The sequence below is a fragment of the Fontisubflavum oceani genome (genome assembly GCF_030407165.1).
GTDB lineage: Bacteria > Pseudomonadota > Alphaproteobacteria > Rhodobacterales > Rhodobacteraceae > Rhodophyticola > Rhodophyticola oceani.
Genome location: NZ_CP129111.1, coordinates 2784493 through 2800021 on the forward strand (window position 1 = coordinate 2784493; position 15529 = coordinate 2800021).

At 61.4% G+C, this 15529-nt stretch carries 14 protein-coding genes and 1 pseudogene; 6 read left to right on the plus strand and 9 right to left on the minus strand.

Translation table 11 applies throughout. The features are described 5' to 3' along the window. Window positions 1-88: 88 nt before the first annotated feature. From moaA to QTA57_RS14205, 5 genes are all read right to left on the minus strand, one after another. Window positions 89-1096 carry a GTP 3',8-cyclase MoaA gene (moaA, locus tag QTA57_RS14185; RefSeq protein ID WP_290152085.1) on the minus strand — a complete coding sequence of 336 codons (1008 nt, stop codon included), beginning with the start codon at window positions 1094-1096 and terminating at the stop codon, window positions 89-91. Beyond that, window positions 1086-1613 carry a DUF2478 domain-containing protein gene (locus QTA57_RS14190; protein WP_290152086.1) on the minus strand — a complete coding sequence of 176 codons (528 nt, stop codon included), beginning with the start codon at window positions 1611-1613 and terminating at the stop codon, window positions 1086-1088. The genes moaA and QTA57_RS14190 overlap by 11 nt, the downstream gene beginning before the upstream one ends. After that, window positions 1610-2224 (minus strand): molybdopterin-binding protein, encoded by a 615-nt coding sequence (locus tag QTA57_RS14195; protein WP_290152087.1) that lies wholly within the window; start codon window positions 2222-2224, stop codon window positions 1610-1612. The genes QTA57_RS14190 and QTA57_RS14195 overlap by 4 nt, the downstream gene beginning before the upstream one ends. Then, on the minus strand, window positions 2209-2814 hold the full coding sequence (locus tag QTA57_RS14200; RefSeq protein WP_290152088.1) for a molybdopterin-binding domain-containing protein: 606 nt from the start codon (window positions 2812-2814) through the stop codon (window positions 2209-2211). Before QTA57_RS14200 ends, QTA57_RS14195 begins: the two co-directional genes overlap by 16 nt. Window positions 2815-2971: 157 nt before the next feature. Continuing rightward, window positions 2972-5653 (minus strand): molybdopterin-dependent oxidoreductase, encoded by a 2682-nt coding sequence (locus QTA57_RS14205; protein ID WP_290152089.1) that lies wholly within the window; start codon window positions 5651-5653, stop codon window positions 2972-2974. A gap of 120 nt (window positions 5654-5773) precedes the next feature. On the opposite strand from QTA57_RS14205, the gene QTA57_RS14210 reads away from it, so the two are divergent. Beyond that, on the plus strand, window positions 5774-6484 hold the full coding sequence (locus QTA57_RS14210) for a response regulator (RefSeq protein ID WP_290152090.1): 711 nt from the start codon (window positions 5774-5776) through the stop codon (window positions 6482-6484). On the opposite strand, the gene QTA57_RS14215 is transcribed toward QTA57_RS14210, so the two are convergent. Both QTA57_RS14215 and QTA57_RS14220 read right to left on the minus strand, forming a co-directional pair. Next, entirely contained in the window at window positions 6454-8982 is a 2529-nt protein-coding gene (locus QTA57_RS14215) for an ATP-binding protein (RefSeq protein ID WP_290152091.1), read from the minus strand. The two genes, QTA57_RS14210 and QTA57_RS14215, sit on opposite strands and share 31 nt — an antisense overlap. Beyond that, window positions 8880-9281, minus strand: coding sequence for a hypothetical protein (locus tag QTA57_RS14220; protein WP_290152092.1), 402 nt, complete (start codon window positions 9279-9281; stop codon window positions 8880-8882). The genes QTA57_RS14215 and QTA57_RS14220 overlap by 103 nt, the downstream gene beginning before the upstream one ends. A 34-nt stretch (window positions 9282-9315) precedes the next feature. On the opposite strand from QTA57_RS14220, the gene torT reads away from it, so the two are divergent. Next, window positions 9316-10254 (plus strand): TMAO reductase system periplasmic protein TorT, encoded by a 939-nt coding sequence (gene torT, locus QTA57_RS14225; RefSeq protein ID WP_290152093.1) that lies wholly within the window; start codon window positions 9316-9318, stop codon window positions 10252-10254. Window positions 10255-10453: 199 nt separating this feature from the next. Here torT and QTA57_RS14230 read toward each other — a convergent pair whose 3' ends face one another. After that, entirely contained in the window at window positions 10454-11887 is a 1434-nt protein-coding gene (locus tag QTA57_RS14230) for a carnitine 3-dehydrogenase (RefSeq protein ID WP_290152095.1), read from the minus strand. A 73-nt stretch (window positions 11888-11960) separates the two neighbouring features. Between QTA57_RS14230 and QTA57_RS14235 the strand changes: the two genes are divergently transcribed. Beyond that, the gene (locus QTA57_RS14235; RefSeq protein ID WP_290152096.1) at window positions 11961-12431 is read left to right on the plus strand and encodes a DUF1203 domain-containing protein; all 471 of its coding nucleotides are present in this window, start codon (window positions 11961-11963) and stop codon (window positions 12429-12431) included. Here the strand turns inward: QTA57_RS14235 and QTA57_RS14240 are convergent. Next, window positions 12426-13340: a BKACE family enzyme gene (locus tag QTA57_RS14240; protein WP_290152097.1), complete on the minus strand. Its 915-nt coding sequence runs from the start codon at window positions 13338-13340 to the stop codon at window positions 12426-12428. The two genes, QTA57_RS14235 and QTA57_RS14240, sit on opposite strands and share 6 nt — an antisense overlap. Before the next feature lie 72 nt (window positions 13341-13412). Here QTA57_RS14240 and QTA57_RS14245 point away from each other — a divergent pair. From QTA57_RS14245 to QTA57_RS14250, 3 genes and pseudogenes are all read left to right on the plus strand, one after another. Further along, window positions 13413-14088 (plus strand): annotated as a pseudogene (locus QTA57_RS14245) (cupin domain-containing protein); the annotation flags it as partial. A 799-nt stretch (window positions 14089-14887) separates the two neighbouring features. After that, window positions 14888-15118 carry a type II toxin-antitoxin system Phd/YefM family antitoxin gene (locus tag QTA57_RS18655; protein ID WP_407933480.1) on the plus strand — a complete coding sequence of 77 codons (231 nt, stop codon included), beginning with the start codon at window positions 14888-14890 and terminating at the stop codon, window positions 15116-15118. Between the two features lie 166 nt (window positions 15119-15284). Next, window positions 15285-15509, plus strand: coding sequence for a type II toxin-antitoxin system VapC family toxin (locus QTA57_RS14250; RefSeq protein ID WP_290152098.1), 225 nt, complete (start codon window positions 15285-15287; stop codon window positions 15507-15509). Window positions 15510-15529 lie beyond the last annotated feature (20 nt).

Here is a 15529-nt window from a genome sequence, read left to right on the forward strand (position 1 = left end):
ACGGATTGACGCGCATCAATCCGCGTCTTTGAAACAACGGCCCTCATCCAGACGATGGCGCGATCCGTTCCAAATCGATACCAATAGACTACCCACCAAGCGCCGACATATGACGCGCCAAGGTCGGGCTGTTCATGGCCGTAGCATCGAACCGGTGGCGTTGCGGCTTGTGCTCCAACGCCTCTCGGATCGCGGCAAGCACAGCTTGGTCGGAGATGCGGAGTGGTGCGCGCAGATCGACTGCGCCTTCGTCGCCCATGCAAGGATAAAGCTGCCCGGTGCAGCTGACCCGCACCCGATTACAAAGTGCGCAGAAATTGCAGGACATCGGCGATATAAATCCAAGCCGCCCGCCGGTTTCGCGGAGACGCACAAATCGGGCCGGCCCGCCCGTGGTGGCGCGCAGCGGCTCCAGCGTCCAACGCTGCGCCAGATCGCGCTGCACCTCTGTCAGAGACAGCGCCCGATCCGCCCGATCCGACCCGGTATCGCCTGCGGGCATCTCTTCGATCAACGTCAAATCCATGCCGCGCCCATGGGCAAACAGGATCAGATCATCAAGCTCCGCCTGGAAAGCGCCACGGCTGGCAACCGCGTTGAGCTTCACGGAAAGACCCGCCGCCAAGGCCGCATCGATCCCGGCCAACACGGTCGCAAGCGTGCCAAGCCGGGTCACAGATCGAAACCGCGCCGGGTCGAGCGTATCGAGCGAGACATTCACCCGCCGCACCCCCGCCGCCGCGAGCGCTTCGGCATGGCGGACGAGTTGCGTCCCGTTTGTGGTCAGCGTCACCTCATCCAGATCGCCCCGCCGCACGTCCCGCCCGAGATCGCGAAACAGATCGATCACATCGCGGCGCACCAGCGGCTCACCGCCCGTAATGCGCAGTTTGCGGACGCCGTGGCGGATAAAGACGCGCGACAAACGTGCCAATTCCTCCAGGCTCAAGAGATCGCGTTTTGGCAAGAACACCATCTTCTCTGCCATGCAATAGGTACAGCGGAGATCGCACCGGTCGGTCACCGACAGCCGAAGATAGGTCACACGGCGTCCAAACCGGTCGATCAGCGGCATTGGTGCGCTATCAAGCGGCATGACGTACCGCCATGGCGCGATGCGCCCAGTCACAAACGGCGTCACGATGCATCGGCAAATCCGTCGCCGCCCCGCCGCCGAAGGCGGCCCAAGCGTCGGCATAGGTTGGGCGCACGGCGGTCAAAACGGGCACGCCACGCGCCAAAGCCGTAAAGATCAAGTCGCGGAAGCCGCGCCCTTCGCTTTCGCCACGGCCAAAGCGATTGAGGATCAACAGATCGGCACCTGCAGCCAGTTCGGCTTCAAGATGGGCCGAACATTCAGCCAAAGCCCCGGGGTCGAGGCGGCAGCCGCGCGAGCCGTTGCCAAGCGGTTGGGAAATCCGAAACACCTGCCCGGTGCCGATGCTGGTCAAATCCATATCGGCGCAATGGCAGTCGCCGCTGACCTGACCCCGGCTCTGCAAGACCCCGCGCACCGCAAGACGCTCGGCGGTCAACGCGGCGGCCACATCGCGGAGCAATGCGTCGACATCATCGGTTTCGAACCGGATCGCGGCCAGTTGAATATCGGTCATTGGATATCTCCTTGGGAAAACGGCTGCCAGCGCAGCGCGTTGCCTGAGCGCAGGTCGCATGTCTCTGCCGGAACCATCGCCAGGCCATCTGCGCCGCTTAGTGGCAGAAGCGTGCCCGAGACGCTGCGGCCAAGGCGCTCCAACACGGGCAGGCCAGTTTCGTCATAGCGCAGGAGGCGCACAGGGAAGACCTCGGCCCGGCCCGGTTTGCGGGTCCAATCGAAACCTGCACGCGCCGGGATGGTTGCGAAAGCCCTGGGCGTGGCGCCGGACAAGCGGGCGATCTGCGGCGCGACGAAGAGGTGAAAGCCCACATGCACCGCGAATGGGTTCCCCGGCAGACCGGTATAAGCCGCCTCCCCGATGCGTCCGAAAAGCACCGGCTTGCCGGGCTTTATGGCGACGCGCCAGCCACGAACCGCACCCCCCGCCGCATCCAAGGCAGCGCGCAGATGGTCTTTGCCGCCCATCGAGACCGCGCCCGACGTCACGATCAGATCCACGTTCGGCGCGACACGGTCCAAGGCCTTGGCGCTTGCCGCAAGATCATCGGGGATGACACCGGCATCCACGGCCTCGGCCCCGGCGGCGCGGATCAGGGCCAGAAGCATAGGCCGATTGGCATCGTTGATCTGCCCCCTGCGCAAGCGCCTTCGGTCAGTTCATCGCCGGTCGAGAAGACCGCGATCCGTGGTTTCCGCCGGAGAGCGACCTCAGTCACGCCATTGGCGGCCAACAGACCGATATGATGCGGCGTGAGCCGGGTTCCGGCCTCGATAAGGACTTGGCCCGGCGCTTGATCGCTGCCCAAGGGCCGGATGTTGTCCCCCGGCGCGGGCGGGTGATCGAGATGGACATGATCGTCGGAAATCCGGCAGCGCTCAATCATCACCACCGCATCGGCACCGCGCGGCACCGGCGCGCCGGTGAAAATCTGCATCGCACGCCCGGCGGGCAAATCCGACGGGCCATCTCCGGCGGCAATGGTGCCAGCCAATGGCAGGTCGGAGGCTTGCGTGAGATCAGCCGTGCGGAGCGCGACACCATCCATCGCCGCGCTGTCGAAGCGGGGCAACGGCCCCGGCGCGTCGATCCGGTCGACCGTCACGCGCCCGAGGGCGTCGCCCAGAGACCGAAGCTCACGGCCCGCCACCGGGGCAATGTCGCAAAGCGCCAACGCAACCGCGTCCGCCACTGACATGAGGCTTGCTCTTGTCTTCGCCGGGGCATCGTCACAGCACCCGCAAGAAACAAACGTGCCATCCATGAGAAAACTCCGAGAATCAAAGGTGGATGGGAAGAGAGGATGGGCCGGGCAACCCAAGAAGAGGATCGCCCGGCCCGGAGATGTCGACGCCTTAGTTCGGCGCGTCGGAGGCGTGGCGCATCAGATAGTCGGTGACCATCGCGGCCTCTTCCTCATCCAGACCCGCCCGCGGGAACATCGAGGGCGTGATGCCGCGCCATTGCAACTGCGTGAAATGGTGGGGTTCACGCGGCCCGTGGCAGACCGTGCACCGCTCGTAGAACAGACGTTCGGCAGGCTCCATATCGGCATAGAGGGCGTCGGTCAGATCATACAGGCGGTCGAGACCCAGATCGTCGTAATCCGGCGCGGCAAAGGCCACCTCATCCATCTCGACGATATCGGGCTTCTCATAGGCCATGTTCGGCCCCTCGGGATCTTCGCAACGCCGCAGCGAGGCGAGCACCGTGTTGGCCGAGTTGGCCTGGCTGAGACCCGAGGCGCGTTGCGTCGAGGTGATGAAGTTCACCAGCCCCGAGTTACACCGGCCTTGACCATCGAGTTGCGGCCAGCAACCCTCGTAGATCGACACAACCCCCGGCATGATCTCATCGCTGAGAACGGCGCCGGCGATGACCGTGCCACGGTCGTTATAGAGCTCGACCAGGTCGCCATCGGCAATGCCGCGTTCTTCGGCATCCTGCCGGTTGATCCGCACCGGTTCCCGGCCTTGGACCTTATAAAGGTCGCGCAAGCTCTCGGATTGGTCCATCTGGCTGTGCAGCCGGAACCACGGGTGTGGCGACACGACGTGGAGTTGCCCAGGCTCGGCATTGCCGAGATATTCGTGCTTCTCCATCCACATCGGCATGCCCGGGCAATCGTCGATCTCCATCGCGGCGATGTCTTCGCAATACATCTCGATCCGGCCCGAGGTCGTGTGCAGCGGATTGCCTTCCGGGTCGTCGATAAAGGCGCTGTGCCGAACCCAAGCGCGGGCTTCGTCCGGCACCTCCATCCGGGCATAGCCTTTTTCCCAGAACTCTTCGAACGGGATTTCATCGGCTGCCGAGGACCGTTCATAGGCTGCCCGAATATGGGTCATGAACTCTTCGCCATCGGTGAACTGCGCCCAAAGGCCCAGCTTGTCGGCGAGGCCCTCGAAAATCTCGTAATCCGAACGGCTTTCACCCACCGGTTCGATGACTTTCTTCATCGCATAGACCCGGTCATTGGAATAGGTTCCGCCCGAGGTGATGTCGTCACGTTCCAGCGAAGACGACGCGGGCAGCACGATATCGGCCCACCGGGTCGCCGCCGTCCACCAGACATCGACGCTGACAATCGTGTCGACGGTTTCCAGCGCCCGGATCAGCCGGTTGGTGTCCTGCTGGTGCGACATGAAGTTGTTGCCAGCGTTGAAGATCATGTGAACCTCGGGATAAACGCCCGGGTTGCCGTTATAGGTGAACTCCATCCCTGGGTTTTCCAGCATGTCGGTGATCCGACCGGCCGGACAGGTGCCGCGCACAAAGTTTCGGCCCTGGCTCAGCCCTGTTGGCGTGGCCTGGCCCGATTGCGGCATGCCGCCATTGCCATAGTGCCAGCTAAAGCCGACACCACTGCCCGGCCGCCCGATTTGCCCCGTGAGTGCGGAGAAGTTGACGATGGCCCAGTGGGTCATCTCGCCATGCTGTGCCCGTTGCAGCGACCAAGCGCCAGCAATCGAGGTGGTTGAGGTTGCCAGAAGCTCGGCCAGCGCCCGGATCTCATCGGCGTCGATGCCGGTGATCGCGGCGGCCCATTCCGGGGTTTTCGGCGTTGCGTCTTCGCCCTCGCCCTGGACATAGGCGATCCAGCGATCCGCGCCGACGGTGTAACGCTCCATATACGCGCGGTCTTCGAGACCTTGATCGAGCACGTGATAGGCCATCGCCAAGAACAGCGCGACATCGGTGTTGGGGATGATGCGCATCCATTCTGCGTTTAGGTAATCATCGGTCGCCGTGCGCTGTGGGTTGATCGAGATGAAGCGGACGCCTGCGTCGCGGATCATCTCCCAAGGTGCATACATGCCGTGATCGGCCACGCGGAATTCGACGCGATTGTTCTTGATCGGGTCACAGCCGACAAGCAGGAACACCTCGGTATTGTCGCGGATCGTCTCCCAAGCGGATTGCGGAGAGTAGACCTCCATATCGCCGATGACCCGTGGCAGGGCGATTTGCGATGCCCCGGCGGACCAGTCGCCTTGCGTGTTGGTGCAGCCGCCCATGAGATTCAGAAGCCGCCCTTGCAGCACATTGGGCCGCATGACACCCGCATGGCTCCAGCCACCATAGGAGGAGCTGAAGATCGCCTCATTGCCATAGTTGGTTGCGGTGTCGAGCAGGGCCTTTGCGGTGAGATCGAGCGCTGTGTCCCAGTCGACCCGAACATAAGGCTCTTCGCCCCGCAGTTCCGGGCGGGTGTCACCGGTTTGCCAGTTTTCCAGGTAGGATTTCCGGACCATCGGATAGTCGATACGGCTCCGATCATAGGTCCGATCAAGGACGCCTTGGGTCAGCATCTCGGTCGGGCGGGCGTCCAGCTCCATCATCGTGTTGATGCCGATAAGCCGACCATCACGCACCACGGCCTCGAACGGGCCATAGTGGGTGGCGTGGAATGTGCGGTTGCTAAAGGAGTTTGGGTCGATCGATGCCAGCGCAGTTGAGTTCATCAACGTCGCAGCGCCGAAGGCCGCTGCCCCTCCCTGCATAAACCCGCGGCGGGTAGGACGATGGAATGACATGGGAGAAGCCTCCTTAGCTCTTTCTGATATTTTCTGCCTGATTTTACCGCCGCAGCGCCTGTCACCCTGTTGATGCACGTCAAGGCGGCGTGTACGAAGATGTGAAGAATTGTAAACACCATGACGCCCCTGCCCCATATCCTTGTCGTCGAAGACGACCGCACCACCCGGATGCGCCTCGTCGCCTATCTCAGCGGCCAGGGCTACCGCGTCAGCGATGCCGCGAATGCGGAGGAGATGGAGGCCGTCTTGGCCCGGGACCCGGCAGAACTGTTGCTGGTGGATATCAATCTCGGCGGTAAGGATGGGCTGACGATCACGCGTGAACAGCGCGCGGCCTCCCGGGTTGGGATCATCCTGCTAACGGCGCGCGATGATCAGGTCGACAAAATCGTCGGCCTGGAGATGGGCGCAGATGATTATGTCACCAAGCCGTTCGACAAACGCGAATTGGCCGCGCGGGTGAAGAACCTTCTGGCGCGTATCGCGGATATCGGCCAAGCCCCGGAAGGGCCGCCGCCGGTGGATGTGTTCGGCCCTTGGCGCTTTGACCGCATCCGACGCCGGCTTGTCTCCGTCAGCCGCGTTGAAACGCTGACGCAGCAGGAGTTTGAGGTGCTCACGGCGCTCACGGACCACCCCGGTCAAACGCTGAGCCGTGGGCGGCTCTCGGAGATGCTTGGCCGCGATCCGGATCGGCCCAATGACCGGATGATCGATGTCGTTGTCGGGCGGCTCCGCAAAAAGCTGGAAGAGGACGCGACCACACCAGACTGGCTTCTCACCGTGCACGGCCAGGGCTATCGGTTCGTCGACCCCGCCACAACGTGAAGGCCGGACTGGGTTGCCGCCTCGGACAATTGCCGCGCCGCAGCCTCCGCAGCGGTGGTGAGTTGCGCGTCGGATACCTCGTCGCCCGCCTCGATCCGCAGCATCAAATCGCATAAGGCGTCCAATCGGAAATTCGATGCCGCGCCCTTTAGCCGATGCGCCGCCGCGCGTCGGGCAGCGGCCAGATCGTCAGATGATCCCCCATCTTCAGCGCACGCATCGCGAATGCGGTCAATGGCGTTTGGCAGATCGGCCAGAAACTCCGCCACGATGCGAGCGGTCGTCTCCTCACCCAGATCAACCCTATCACTCAGCAGGGTTTCGAGGACCGGGTCGGAAGATACTGTCTCGCGTGGCTGTTCCGCATACGTGGTCAGATCATCAGACAGACAATCGGCCAGCGCACGCGGGGAAATCGGTTTCGCTAGGATGCGGGAAACGCCCAATCGAGTTCGCTCCATCTCGGTATCCTCGATCAGATGCGCGGTCAGAGCCACCAAACGCCCGGCCTGAGGCTGATCGGAAAGCGCTTCGGCCACCGACTGCCCCGGCATGTCGGGCAAGTCGAGATCAATCAGAACCAGATCGAAAGGCCCATCCAGCACCGCGGCGAGCCCTGCCCGCCCGGTCGCCGCCTCAACCACATCGCACCCCATCTTTTCAAGGTAGCCACGGGCGACCAGACGGTTGACGGCATGATCATCAATAATCAACACTCGGCGCTGACCTGCAAACGCCGCCTCATCCAGATCAGCCTCCCTGACGATCAGATCCGGATCGCCGAGGCCAAGCGGCACCGATAAGGTGAACCGACTGCCGACGCTGGGCGCGCTTTGCACGTCAAGCGCACCGCCAAGCGCCGTCGTGAGCGACCGCGAAATGGCGAGGCCGAGACCGATCCCCTCAATCCCGGACTGCCGGGCAGCAGTGGCGCGCGCATATGCATCGAAGGCTTCGGCCAGCGCCGCCTCAGACATGCCAACTCCGGTATCGGCGACGGTTATCGATAAAACGATCTGCCCATCCGCTTCCGAAATCCCATGATCGATCAGAACCGAGACACGCCCGGCATCGGTGTATTTGACCGCGTTCGAAATCAGGTTGGAGAGGATTTGGCGAATTTTGACCACATCGCCCACCAGCACATGCGGTGCAGGCTCAATCAGCTCAACTGTCGCCTCCAACTCCTTTGGCGCCGCCAGAGTTCGCAACTGAAGCTCCAACTGCCCAACCAAATCCCGGAGCAAGAAATGAACGTCGCGGGGGCCATTCTCGGCATCATCGCTGGCGGCGAAGTTGAGCAACTCATTGCTGATATCCAAAAGATCGCGGGCCGAGCGATGCGCGATCCGCACGCGCTTGGCCTGCGCGTCATCCTGGGTTTCGGCGGCCAGCAACCCGAGCATTCCGATTATCCCATTCAGGGGGGTCCGGATTTCATGGCTCATAAGCGCCAGAAGCTCCGTTTTGCTGCGCGCGATGGCTTCGGCATCGGCCCGCGCGGTGTCGGAGGCCTGCATCTCGCGCACCAGATCGCCGGTACGCGCGATCACGGCTTCCTCAAGACTGGCCCGCAAACGTGTCGCCTCGGCAGACCGGCGGCGCAGGATGTTGAGGGCCTTTTCCATCCGCCCAATCTCGTCACGCCCAGTGATCGGCACCGGTTGGTCGTGAACCCCACGCGCCACAGCAACGATTTGACGAGAGACATCGCCAAGCCGCGAGACGAGGCGGCGCCGCGCGTAGATCCACAACACCCCGGCCAGCCCAACCGCAAGCGCAACCCCGACTATCAGGGCCGTGGTCAGCAGAGCCGCGCGCTGGTTTACCGCCTCGACCCGCGCTAGGCTGGCCGTTTGAGAAATGGTCTGTGCCACGCGGGCGCGGTTGGACAAGGCCGTAATGCGCCGGTTTAGCAATCGGCTTTCCGCAACCAAGCGATCGGCCAGGAGCACGCGCTCTCGCTGCACCGCGACCAACCCGCCGGGCGCCAGCGCCGCGCGATATGCTGCCAAATGCTGCGCCGCCGTCCCACGCGCCGTGTCAGATAACAGGAAACCGAGGCGCTGTTCGGCATCTGCCACTTGCACCACCAACGCCCGATGCGTCTCTTCGAGCCGCGCCGATGTCATCATTGCAGGAAGCGATTGCGTTTTGAGCCGCATGCCGTCTACCAATCGGCCCAACTCGGTCAACCGCTCGAACGCGAAGAAATACTCGTCGGCCAAATCGTCCAGCACTGGGCGGGGGTCGCCATCAACCCCGGTATAGAGCCCGACGATCGTCGCAGTGACCCTCAGGCGCGCAAGCCCGATCTCTTCTCCGACAAGCGTGGTAAAAGCCGCGCCCTCGCGGTCAAGCGCCTCGTGTTCTGCTGTGACCCGCGCAGATAGCTCTAACGATTGCCGCCCGACCGTCGCGATGCGGTCCAAAATCTCAGCCGCGCTGTCTTCGGTTGGCAAATCTGCCGGATCTTCCGCGCCTTCCCCGTCTTCCAACAGACGGACGCCCCCGCCTCAATCCGATCCACCGCGTCGCCCAACCGCGCGACCATTCGATCGAGATCGGCCCGTGTATCGGCCCGCACAAACGCCGTCGACACCGTCCCAACAAATTCAACATCCGCGCCGATTTCGCTGGCCAGTTGTATTCGCGGCAAATTGCTTTGGATCAAGGTGTCATGGCTTTGGATCACATAGCGATTGACCACCACGGCGGCCACACCCACCATTACGGCCAGAAGGCCCATGGCAGACAGGATCAGGATCAAACGCGTGTCAAAACGGCTCTGGAACACGGCGGAACAGTATGGCGCGCAATGGAGACGTGCAATGATAGGGGCGGGTTTGGCGATGGGTCTGTGGGCATCTGCCGCATCCGCTACCCCGCTCTTCTGCGTCTTGGTCCCGCATTTCAAGGATGAGTACTGGCTCAGCGTCGGTTTTGGGTTGGAACAAGAGGCCGATCGTCAAGCGGTGGACCTGATCATGATGGAGGCTGGCGGCTATAACGCGCGGGCCGCACAGATCGCACAACTGAGCGATTGCGTCGCACGCGACGCCAACGCCATTTTGATCGGCGCGGTCAGTGCCGATCATCCCGTCCTGCTGCGGGCAATTGCGACCGCAGCGCATGAAGTTCCGGTCTATGCGCTGGTCAATGAATTGCACTCTCCCGCGCTGAGTGGCCGTGTTGGGGTCGATTGGTATGATATGGGCCTGGATCTCGGTCGCCACATGGCGGACCTGCACCCGGCGGGGTCAGGCGAGCTCAGCGCCACCCTGATTACCGGGCCGCCAGAGTCGGGATGGACGGCCCCCTTGCTGGACGGGCTACAGGCCGGGCTGGGCGATAGTGCCGTCACGATCAGCACCATTTACGGCGCTGATACCGGTGTGCCAGAGCAATTGGCGCTGGTTTATGAGGCGCTCTCTGACGCGCCGGACACAGATATCTTGATTGGCAGCGCTCCGGCCATTGAAGCCGCGGTCGGGCTGATCGCCGTTGGCGACGGCCCAACACCGCTTCTCTATGCGACCTATGCCAATCACTCCGTCCTAAGGGGGCTGATGAATGGCCGGATCGGCGCCGCCCCTTTCGACGACCCGGCGGCGCAGGGCGAACTGGCCATACTGCAGGCGCTTGGGCGCGACGGCACCGGCGATCCGAACCGGCTTTTCGGACCAGAAATTGTCGTGCTGACACCACAGAGCGACGCTCTGAACGCGGTCACACTCTCCCCGCCGGATTATTTCCCGGATCTCGACTAGACACCTGGCGGCCCCGCTTTTCTGCGCCATATGACGAACCGCATACATGACCCGACGCTTCTCGCCGCTGTGGCGCGGTCAGTTCATTCGCCGACGTTTGCGCGGGGTATTGCAGCGGAAGTCAGAAGCAATTCGGCCCGGGTTATTAGACAGTCTGCTGAGCCGCATTGCGGGCATCGCACCCATTGCCGTCACAAGCTCATTGTGCAGCCCGTTGCCCCACAAACCGCCCGGCCCCATCCGGCATCGCCAAGCCGCGATGCGCGGCGGCGTATTGCGCCAGCGCCTCCGCGACGGCCCCTTGGGGCGCGACGCTCTTGCGGGCCTGAAAATCCATATGCAGAAGAAAGGTTTCCATTGTCGCCGCCAAAGTGCCGTCTCCGCGGGTCATGCTGTGAAACAGATGCAGCTTCTTCCCTTCGGTTGCCAGCACTTGCGTGGTGATCTTCAACTCATCGCCTGCATGAACCTCCGCCAGATATCGGACGTGGTTTTCAACAGTGAAATAGCTCAGCCCGCTGGCGATGTAGGCTGCATCGGCGCCGATCATTTCCATGAATCGATCACTGGCTTGTGCGCCAGCCTCCAGATAATGGGCCTCGTTCATATGGCCGTTATAATCCGTCCATGTCTCTGGCACCTGGCGCAAAACCGTCACCGGCAGGACGGACTCCATCACCGGCGGCAAGCTGGCCTCATGATCCACAATCACCCCGCCTGCCCCGCTCTTGGTTCGCCGCAAGCTGCGCAGAATGCCGACCAGATTGTCATCGCGCAGACGTTCCAAGGCGCGGATCGACAGATGGCCCGACTGCGCATCCGACTGCCCCGCGATCAGATCAACCAATTCGGGCGTGAAATCCGGCACATCCATCAGCTTGGTCCAGGGCCATTCCAGCGCCGGGCCGAACTGCGCCATGAAATGCTTCATCCCCGCTTCGCCGCCCGCCACGCGATAGGTCTCAAACAGGCCCATCTGCGCCCATCGGAGGCCGAAGCCCATACGGATCGCCTCGTCAATCTCTTCGGTTGTGGCAATCTCGTCTTTGACCAGCCACAGCGCCTCGCGCCAGACTGCCTCCAGAAGCCGGTCCGCGATATGGGCGTCAATCTCCTTGCGGACGATCAAGGGATACATGCCGACACTACGCAGGATCGCCGCCGCGTCCGCGCATTGCCCCGCTTCGCCGACCAGTTCGACAAGTGGCAAGAGATAGACCGGATTGAACGGGTGCGCGACGATGACCCGCGCGCCTTGCGCGGTCAGTTCCGAGGGTTTGAAACCGGATGTGGACGAGCCAATGATCGCATTCGGTGGCGCGAGAGCCGTCAGATCCGCATGGATCTGATGCTTTAGCTCCAACCGCTCCGGCACGCTTTCTTGAACCCAAGCGGCCCCGTCCAATGCCTCCCCGAAGTCACTTTGGAACGCCAAGTGCCCCTCGTCTGGCAGCGCTCTGTCGTAGAGCGCTGGCAAGCTTCGGCGCGCATTCTGCAGGACCTCTTGGATCTTACGCTCTGCCTCCGGTTCGGGATCGTAGACCGCCACATCCCATCCGTTCAGCAGGAATCGTGCCACCCATCCGCCGCCAATGACCCCACCCCCGATGACTGCCGCTTTGCGCTCCGTCATTGCTCCGTTCCCGCATGTTCCGGGTCGGCCCCACGCCGCATTCGCGCAACAAACGCCGCAAAGGAGACCCGATATGGATATTGAATTTCTAGCTCTACCGACCGAACCCGTCGCCCAAATTCGCGACCTGGGACGCGACGCCTATGACTTGCCGGTCGAGCGTCATGTGTCTGGCGGCGATGGCTATCCCTGCCGTCATTGTCTGGAGGAAACACCATTGGGGCAAGACTATCTGGTCCTGGCACACAAACCGTTTGAAACCACGAATCCCTATGCAGAAACCGGCCCGATATTCCTCTGCGCGGAGTCTTGCGCCCGCGCAGAGCCATCGGACAAGACGCCTGCCATTCTTCGCGCGCCTGAATACCTGATACGGGGTTACTCCGCCGATGAACGGATCGTCTATGGCACCGGCAAAGTGGTGACGACAGATCAGATCGCCGCATACGCGCGCGCGTTATTCGAACGCAAAGACATCGCGTTTGTCGATATCCGCAGCGCCGCGAATAACTGCTATCAATGCCGAATCCGGCGCGCCTCATGAGACGGGCGCTCGCTTGGTCAGGCCCAATTTGGCGCGGACCGCCTCCGGCCCGATCACGCGGGCGCCCATCGTCTCGATCAGCGTTACGGCCCGCGCGACCAGTTGCGCATTGGTAGCCAGCACGCCCTTGTCCAAGAACAGATTATCCTCCAACCCGACCCGGACATTGCCACCTGCCAGAACCGCAGCAGCGACAAAGGGCATCTGATCCCGGCCCAAACTGAAGGCCGACCAATGCCAATCGGCGGGCACGTTATTGACCATCGCAAGATAGGTATTGAGGTCATTCGGCGCACCCCAAGGCACCCCCATACAAAGCTGCACAAGCGCTGGCGCGATCAGAATGCCCTCGGCCACCAACTGCTTGGCAAACCAGAGATGACCAGTGTCAAACGCCTCGATCTCCGGCTTCACACCCAGATCGGTCATCATCTGCCCCATCGCCCGCAACATGCCGGGCGTGTTGGTCATCACATAATCCGCCTCCGCGAAATTCATCGTGCCGCAATCGAGCGTACAAATCTCCGGCTGACATTCCGCAATATGCGCCATCCGCTCGGTCGCGCCCGCCATGTCGGTCCCGGCCGCTTTGAGCGGCAAGGGTGCCTCGGTCGAGCCAAACACCATATCGCCCCCCATCCCGGCGGTCAGATTCAAGACCACATCCGTGTCAGAGGCGCGAATCCGGTCCGTCACCTCGCGATAGAGGCCGAGATCGCGCGACGGGCCCCCGGTCTGCGGGTCGCGCACATGGCAATGTACAATCGCCGCCCCCGCCTTCGCGGCCGCGATCGCGCCGTCGGCAATCTCCACCGGCGACCGCGGCACATGGGGCGATTTCTCCTGCGTTCCACCCGATCCTGTCACAGCACAGGTAATGAAAACCTCGCGGTTCATCGTCAACGGCATTTCGATCGTCCTTCTTCAGCTCCACCGAACGGGATCATGGGCGGCGTGACGTGTAAAGAACGAACGGTGTCTATCTCAATCGATTACGCCGTGTGGAACGCACTGACAATCTCTCAGTCGTCCTCTATAGCGGTGCCTAGCCGGACCTGGGAGACTGGGGTGTGGTCTGGCGCTAAGGAGATGCGGACGACAAGACCGTTGTCACGACCGGCCCGGCGATGGCGATTGATTGCTTTGCCCCGCTCCTCCATGCCACCAGCGCAGCACAACAGCTAGTCACGATCGGTTTGACCAACATCGTAGCGGTGGCCATGCCCGATGCGGTACTGGTCGCACACTAAGACCGTGCACAGGATGTAAAAAACGGTTGCCGCGCTCAAGGCGTTTCTCAGGCCAGACGCTACCGCGCGACTATCGGCCTCGGGGTTGGTACGAAAGCGTCGTCACGGGCTCCCGGTTCCAAGTCAAAAGCATCATGGTCCATCCGGGCGCCAGCCTGAGCCTCCAAAGCCGCTACCACCGAGCCAGGCGCTGGGTTGTAGTGGAAGGTGCGGCTGAGGTGACAGTCGATAAAGAGGTAAAGCTCGTGACCGAAAACCAAAGCGTCTACATTCCTCTCGGCGCATTCCACCGCGTGGAAAATCCCGGCAAAGTGCCCTCACTCTCATTGAGGTGCCGACTGGCAGCTATCTCGGTGAAGATGACACTCCGATACGAAGACATCTACGCCAGGGATCAGGGTGCAAAGGCTAGCCCAGAAAGACTTCTGGCCGACGGCAAAGTAACCGTCTACGGCATAGAAGTTACACTGTAGCTCGATGGTGTCACCGGACATGAGCGCGACCACTGCAAATACCCAGAGCGCCGCGGCCTTGAAGACACGCGGCAAATGCTCTGGTCGCTCGACACCGTGATTTCGATTGGATGTTCATTTCCAGGCCGCTGCTTATTGGTGCCGACGCAGGTCCGCCCGGCAATGTCATCAGCAAGCACCGCAAAACAATCCGCCACATTCAGATCGTGCTCGTCACCTGCCCAAATCCTGTTTGATATGGCAACAGGCCAACAGTCAAAAGACACTGTCATAAAGAACTTCGCGAGGGAATTTGCACACTTGCGAAGCCCAACGCCTGAAAGTGTTGAACTACAAACTGCAACGATCTCGAATAGAACGGAAGATAGGGCGCAGGCACCGAGATCTCTCCCCTTAGAACGATTGCGATTTCCGAATCCGCATTCCGGAACGTGAAGGGCGGTGAGAAAGAGACGCTGACCCTTTATAGATCGACTTTCAGCGGGGCGGCCAACCTCAGAAAGTCGACGAGCATCGCTAAACAGCTTTGAAACAAAAGAAAAGGGCTCATTTGGTGTCTAGTGTCGGTTTCGCTAATGATTTGTGGCGGAGCGGGCGCAACTCGCGGCGAACGCTCTCTCGTGCCTTTGTCGGCTTTTGGCGGTTGCCGCGAAAACGCTAGCCTGTTCTGCGGAAATTATTGACAGCCCAGCAAATTGACTTTAGCTAAGCTCAGGCTCTAAAGGAGTTGAGGTTGCAAGCGTCAGTCCACGAAGCAAAAGCAAACCTACCAACGCTTCTAGAGGCGGTCGCACGAGTCGAACGGGTTGTGATCACACCGCATGGCATTCCTGATGCCGAATTGATTGCAGCACGGCCTTCCAGAATTAAGCTCGGGGGTTTGAAAAGCCTCATTTCCCCGCCGCCAGATTGTTTCTTCGAGCCTCTGAGCCAAGAAGAGTTGCGGGACTGGGAAGGCGAATGACAGCATTTTTGCTCGACACAAACGCTTTTTCAATGGCGATCACGGATGACCCACGACTGCCATCCAAATCGCGTTACAGGATATTGACCGCTTCGAGAATTGCCGTTTCCACAATTACCTTCCACGAAATCAGGCAGAAAGTCCGGCTCGGAAAAAATGGCCCGAAATGTCTTCACATGTAGAAATACTAGATCGCCGCGCCGTGGAAGATGGGTTTGAAATTTTGCCTTTGACGGCGTCGGCGGCATCTACTGCTGCCAGATTGGATTGGGTGCATCGCGATCCTTTTGATCGAATGATTGCAGCAGTTTCTCTGGAAGAACGCCTTGACCTGCTTTCATCAGATCGCGCATTCGATGACATTGGGATCACGCTGGTCTGGTCAAGCTAAGCAGCGCATTTGAATACTGG

Excerpts from the sequence above, each read along its gene's own strand:
- QTA57_RS14240 (WP_290152097.1), bottom strand. The coding sequence starts at position 13,340 with ATGCCGTTGACGATGAACCGCGAGGTTTTCATTACCTGTGCTGTGACA.
- QTA57_RS14190 (WP_290152086.1), bottom strand. The coding sequence starts at position 1,613 with ATGACCGATATTCAACTGGCCGCGATCCGGTTCGAAACCGATGATGTC.
- QTA57_RS14230 (WP_290152095.1), bottom strand. The coding sequence starts at position 11,887 with ATGACGGAGCGCAAAGCGGCAGTCATCGGGGGTGGGGTCATTGGCGGC.
- QTA57_RS14200 (WP_290152088.1), bottom strand. The coding sequence starts at position 2,814 with ATGTCAGTGGCGGACGCGGTTGCGTTGGCGCTTTGCGACATTGCCCCG.
- QTA57_RS14210 (WP_290152090.1), top strand. The coding sequence starts at position 5,774 with ATGACGCCCCTGCCCCATATCCTTGTCGTCGAAGACGACCGCACCACC.
- QTA57_RS14205 (WP_290152089.1), bottom strand. The coding sequence starts at position 5,653 with ATGTCATTCCATCGTCCTACCCGCCGCGGGTTTATGCAGGGAGGGGCA.
- QTA57_RS14195 (WP_290152087.1), bottom strand. The coding sequence starts at position 2,224 with ATGCTTCTGGCCCTGATCCGCGCCGCCGGGGCCGAGGCCGTGGATGCC.
- moaA (WP_290152085.1), bottom strand. The coding sequence starts at position 1,096 with ATGCCGCTTGATAGCGCACCAATGCCGCTGATCGACCGGTTTGGACGC.
- QTA57_RS14235 (WP_290152096.1), top strand. The coding sequence starts at position 11,961 with ATGGATATTGAATTTCTAGCTCTACCGACCGAACCCGTCGCCCAAATT.
- QTA57_RS14250 (WP_290152098.1), top strand. The coding sequence starts at position 15,285 with ATGTCTTCACATGTAGAAATACTAGATCGCCGCGCCGTGGAAGATGGG.
- torT (WP_290152093.1), top strand. The coding sequence starts at position 9,316 with ATGATAGGGGCGGGTTTGGCGATGGGTCTGTGGGCATCTGCCGCATCC.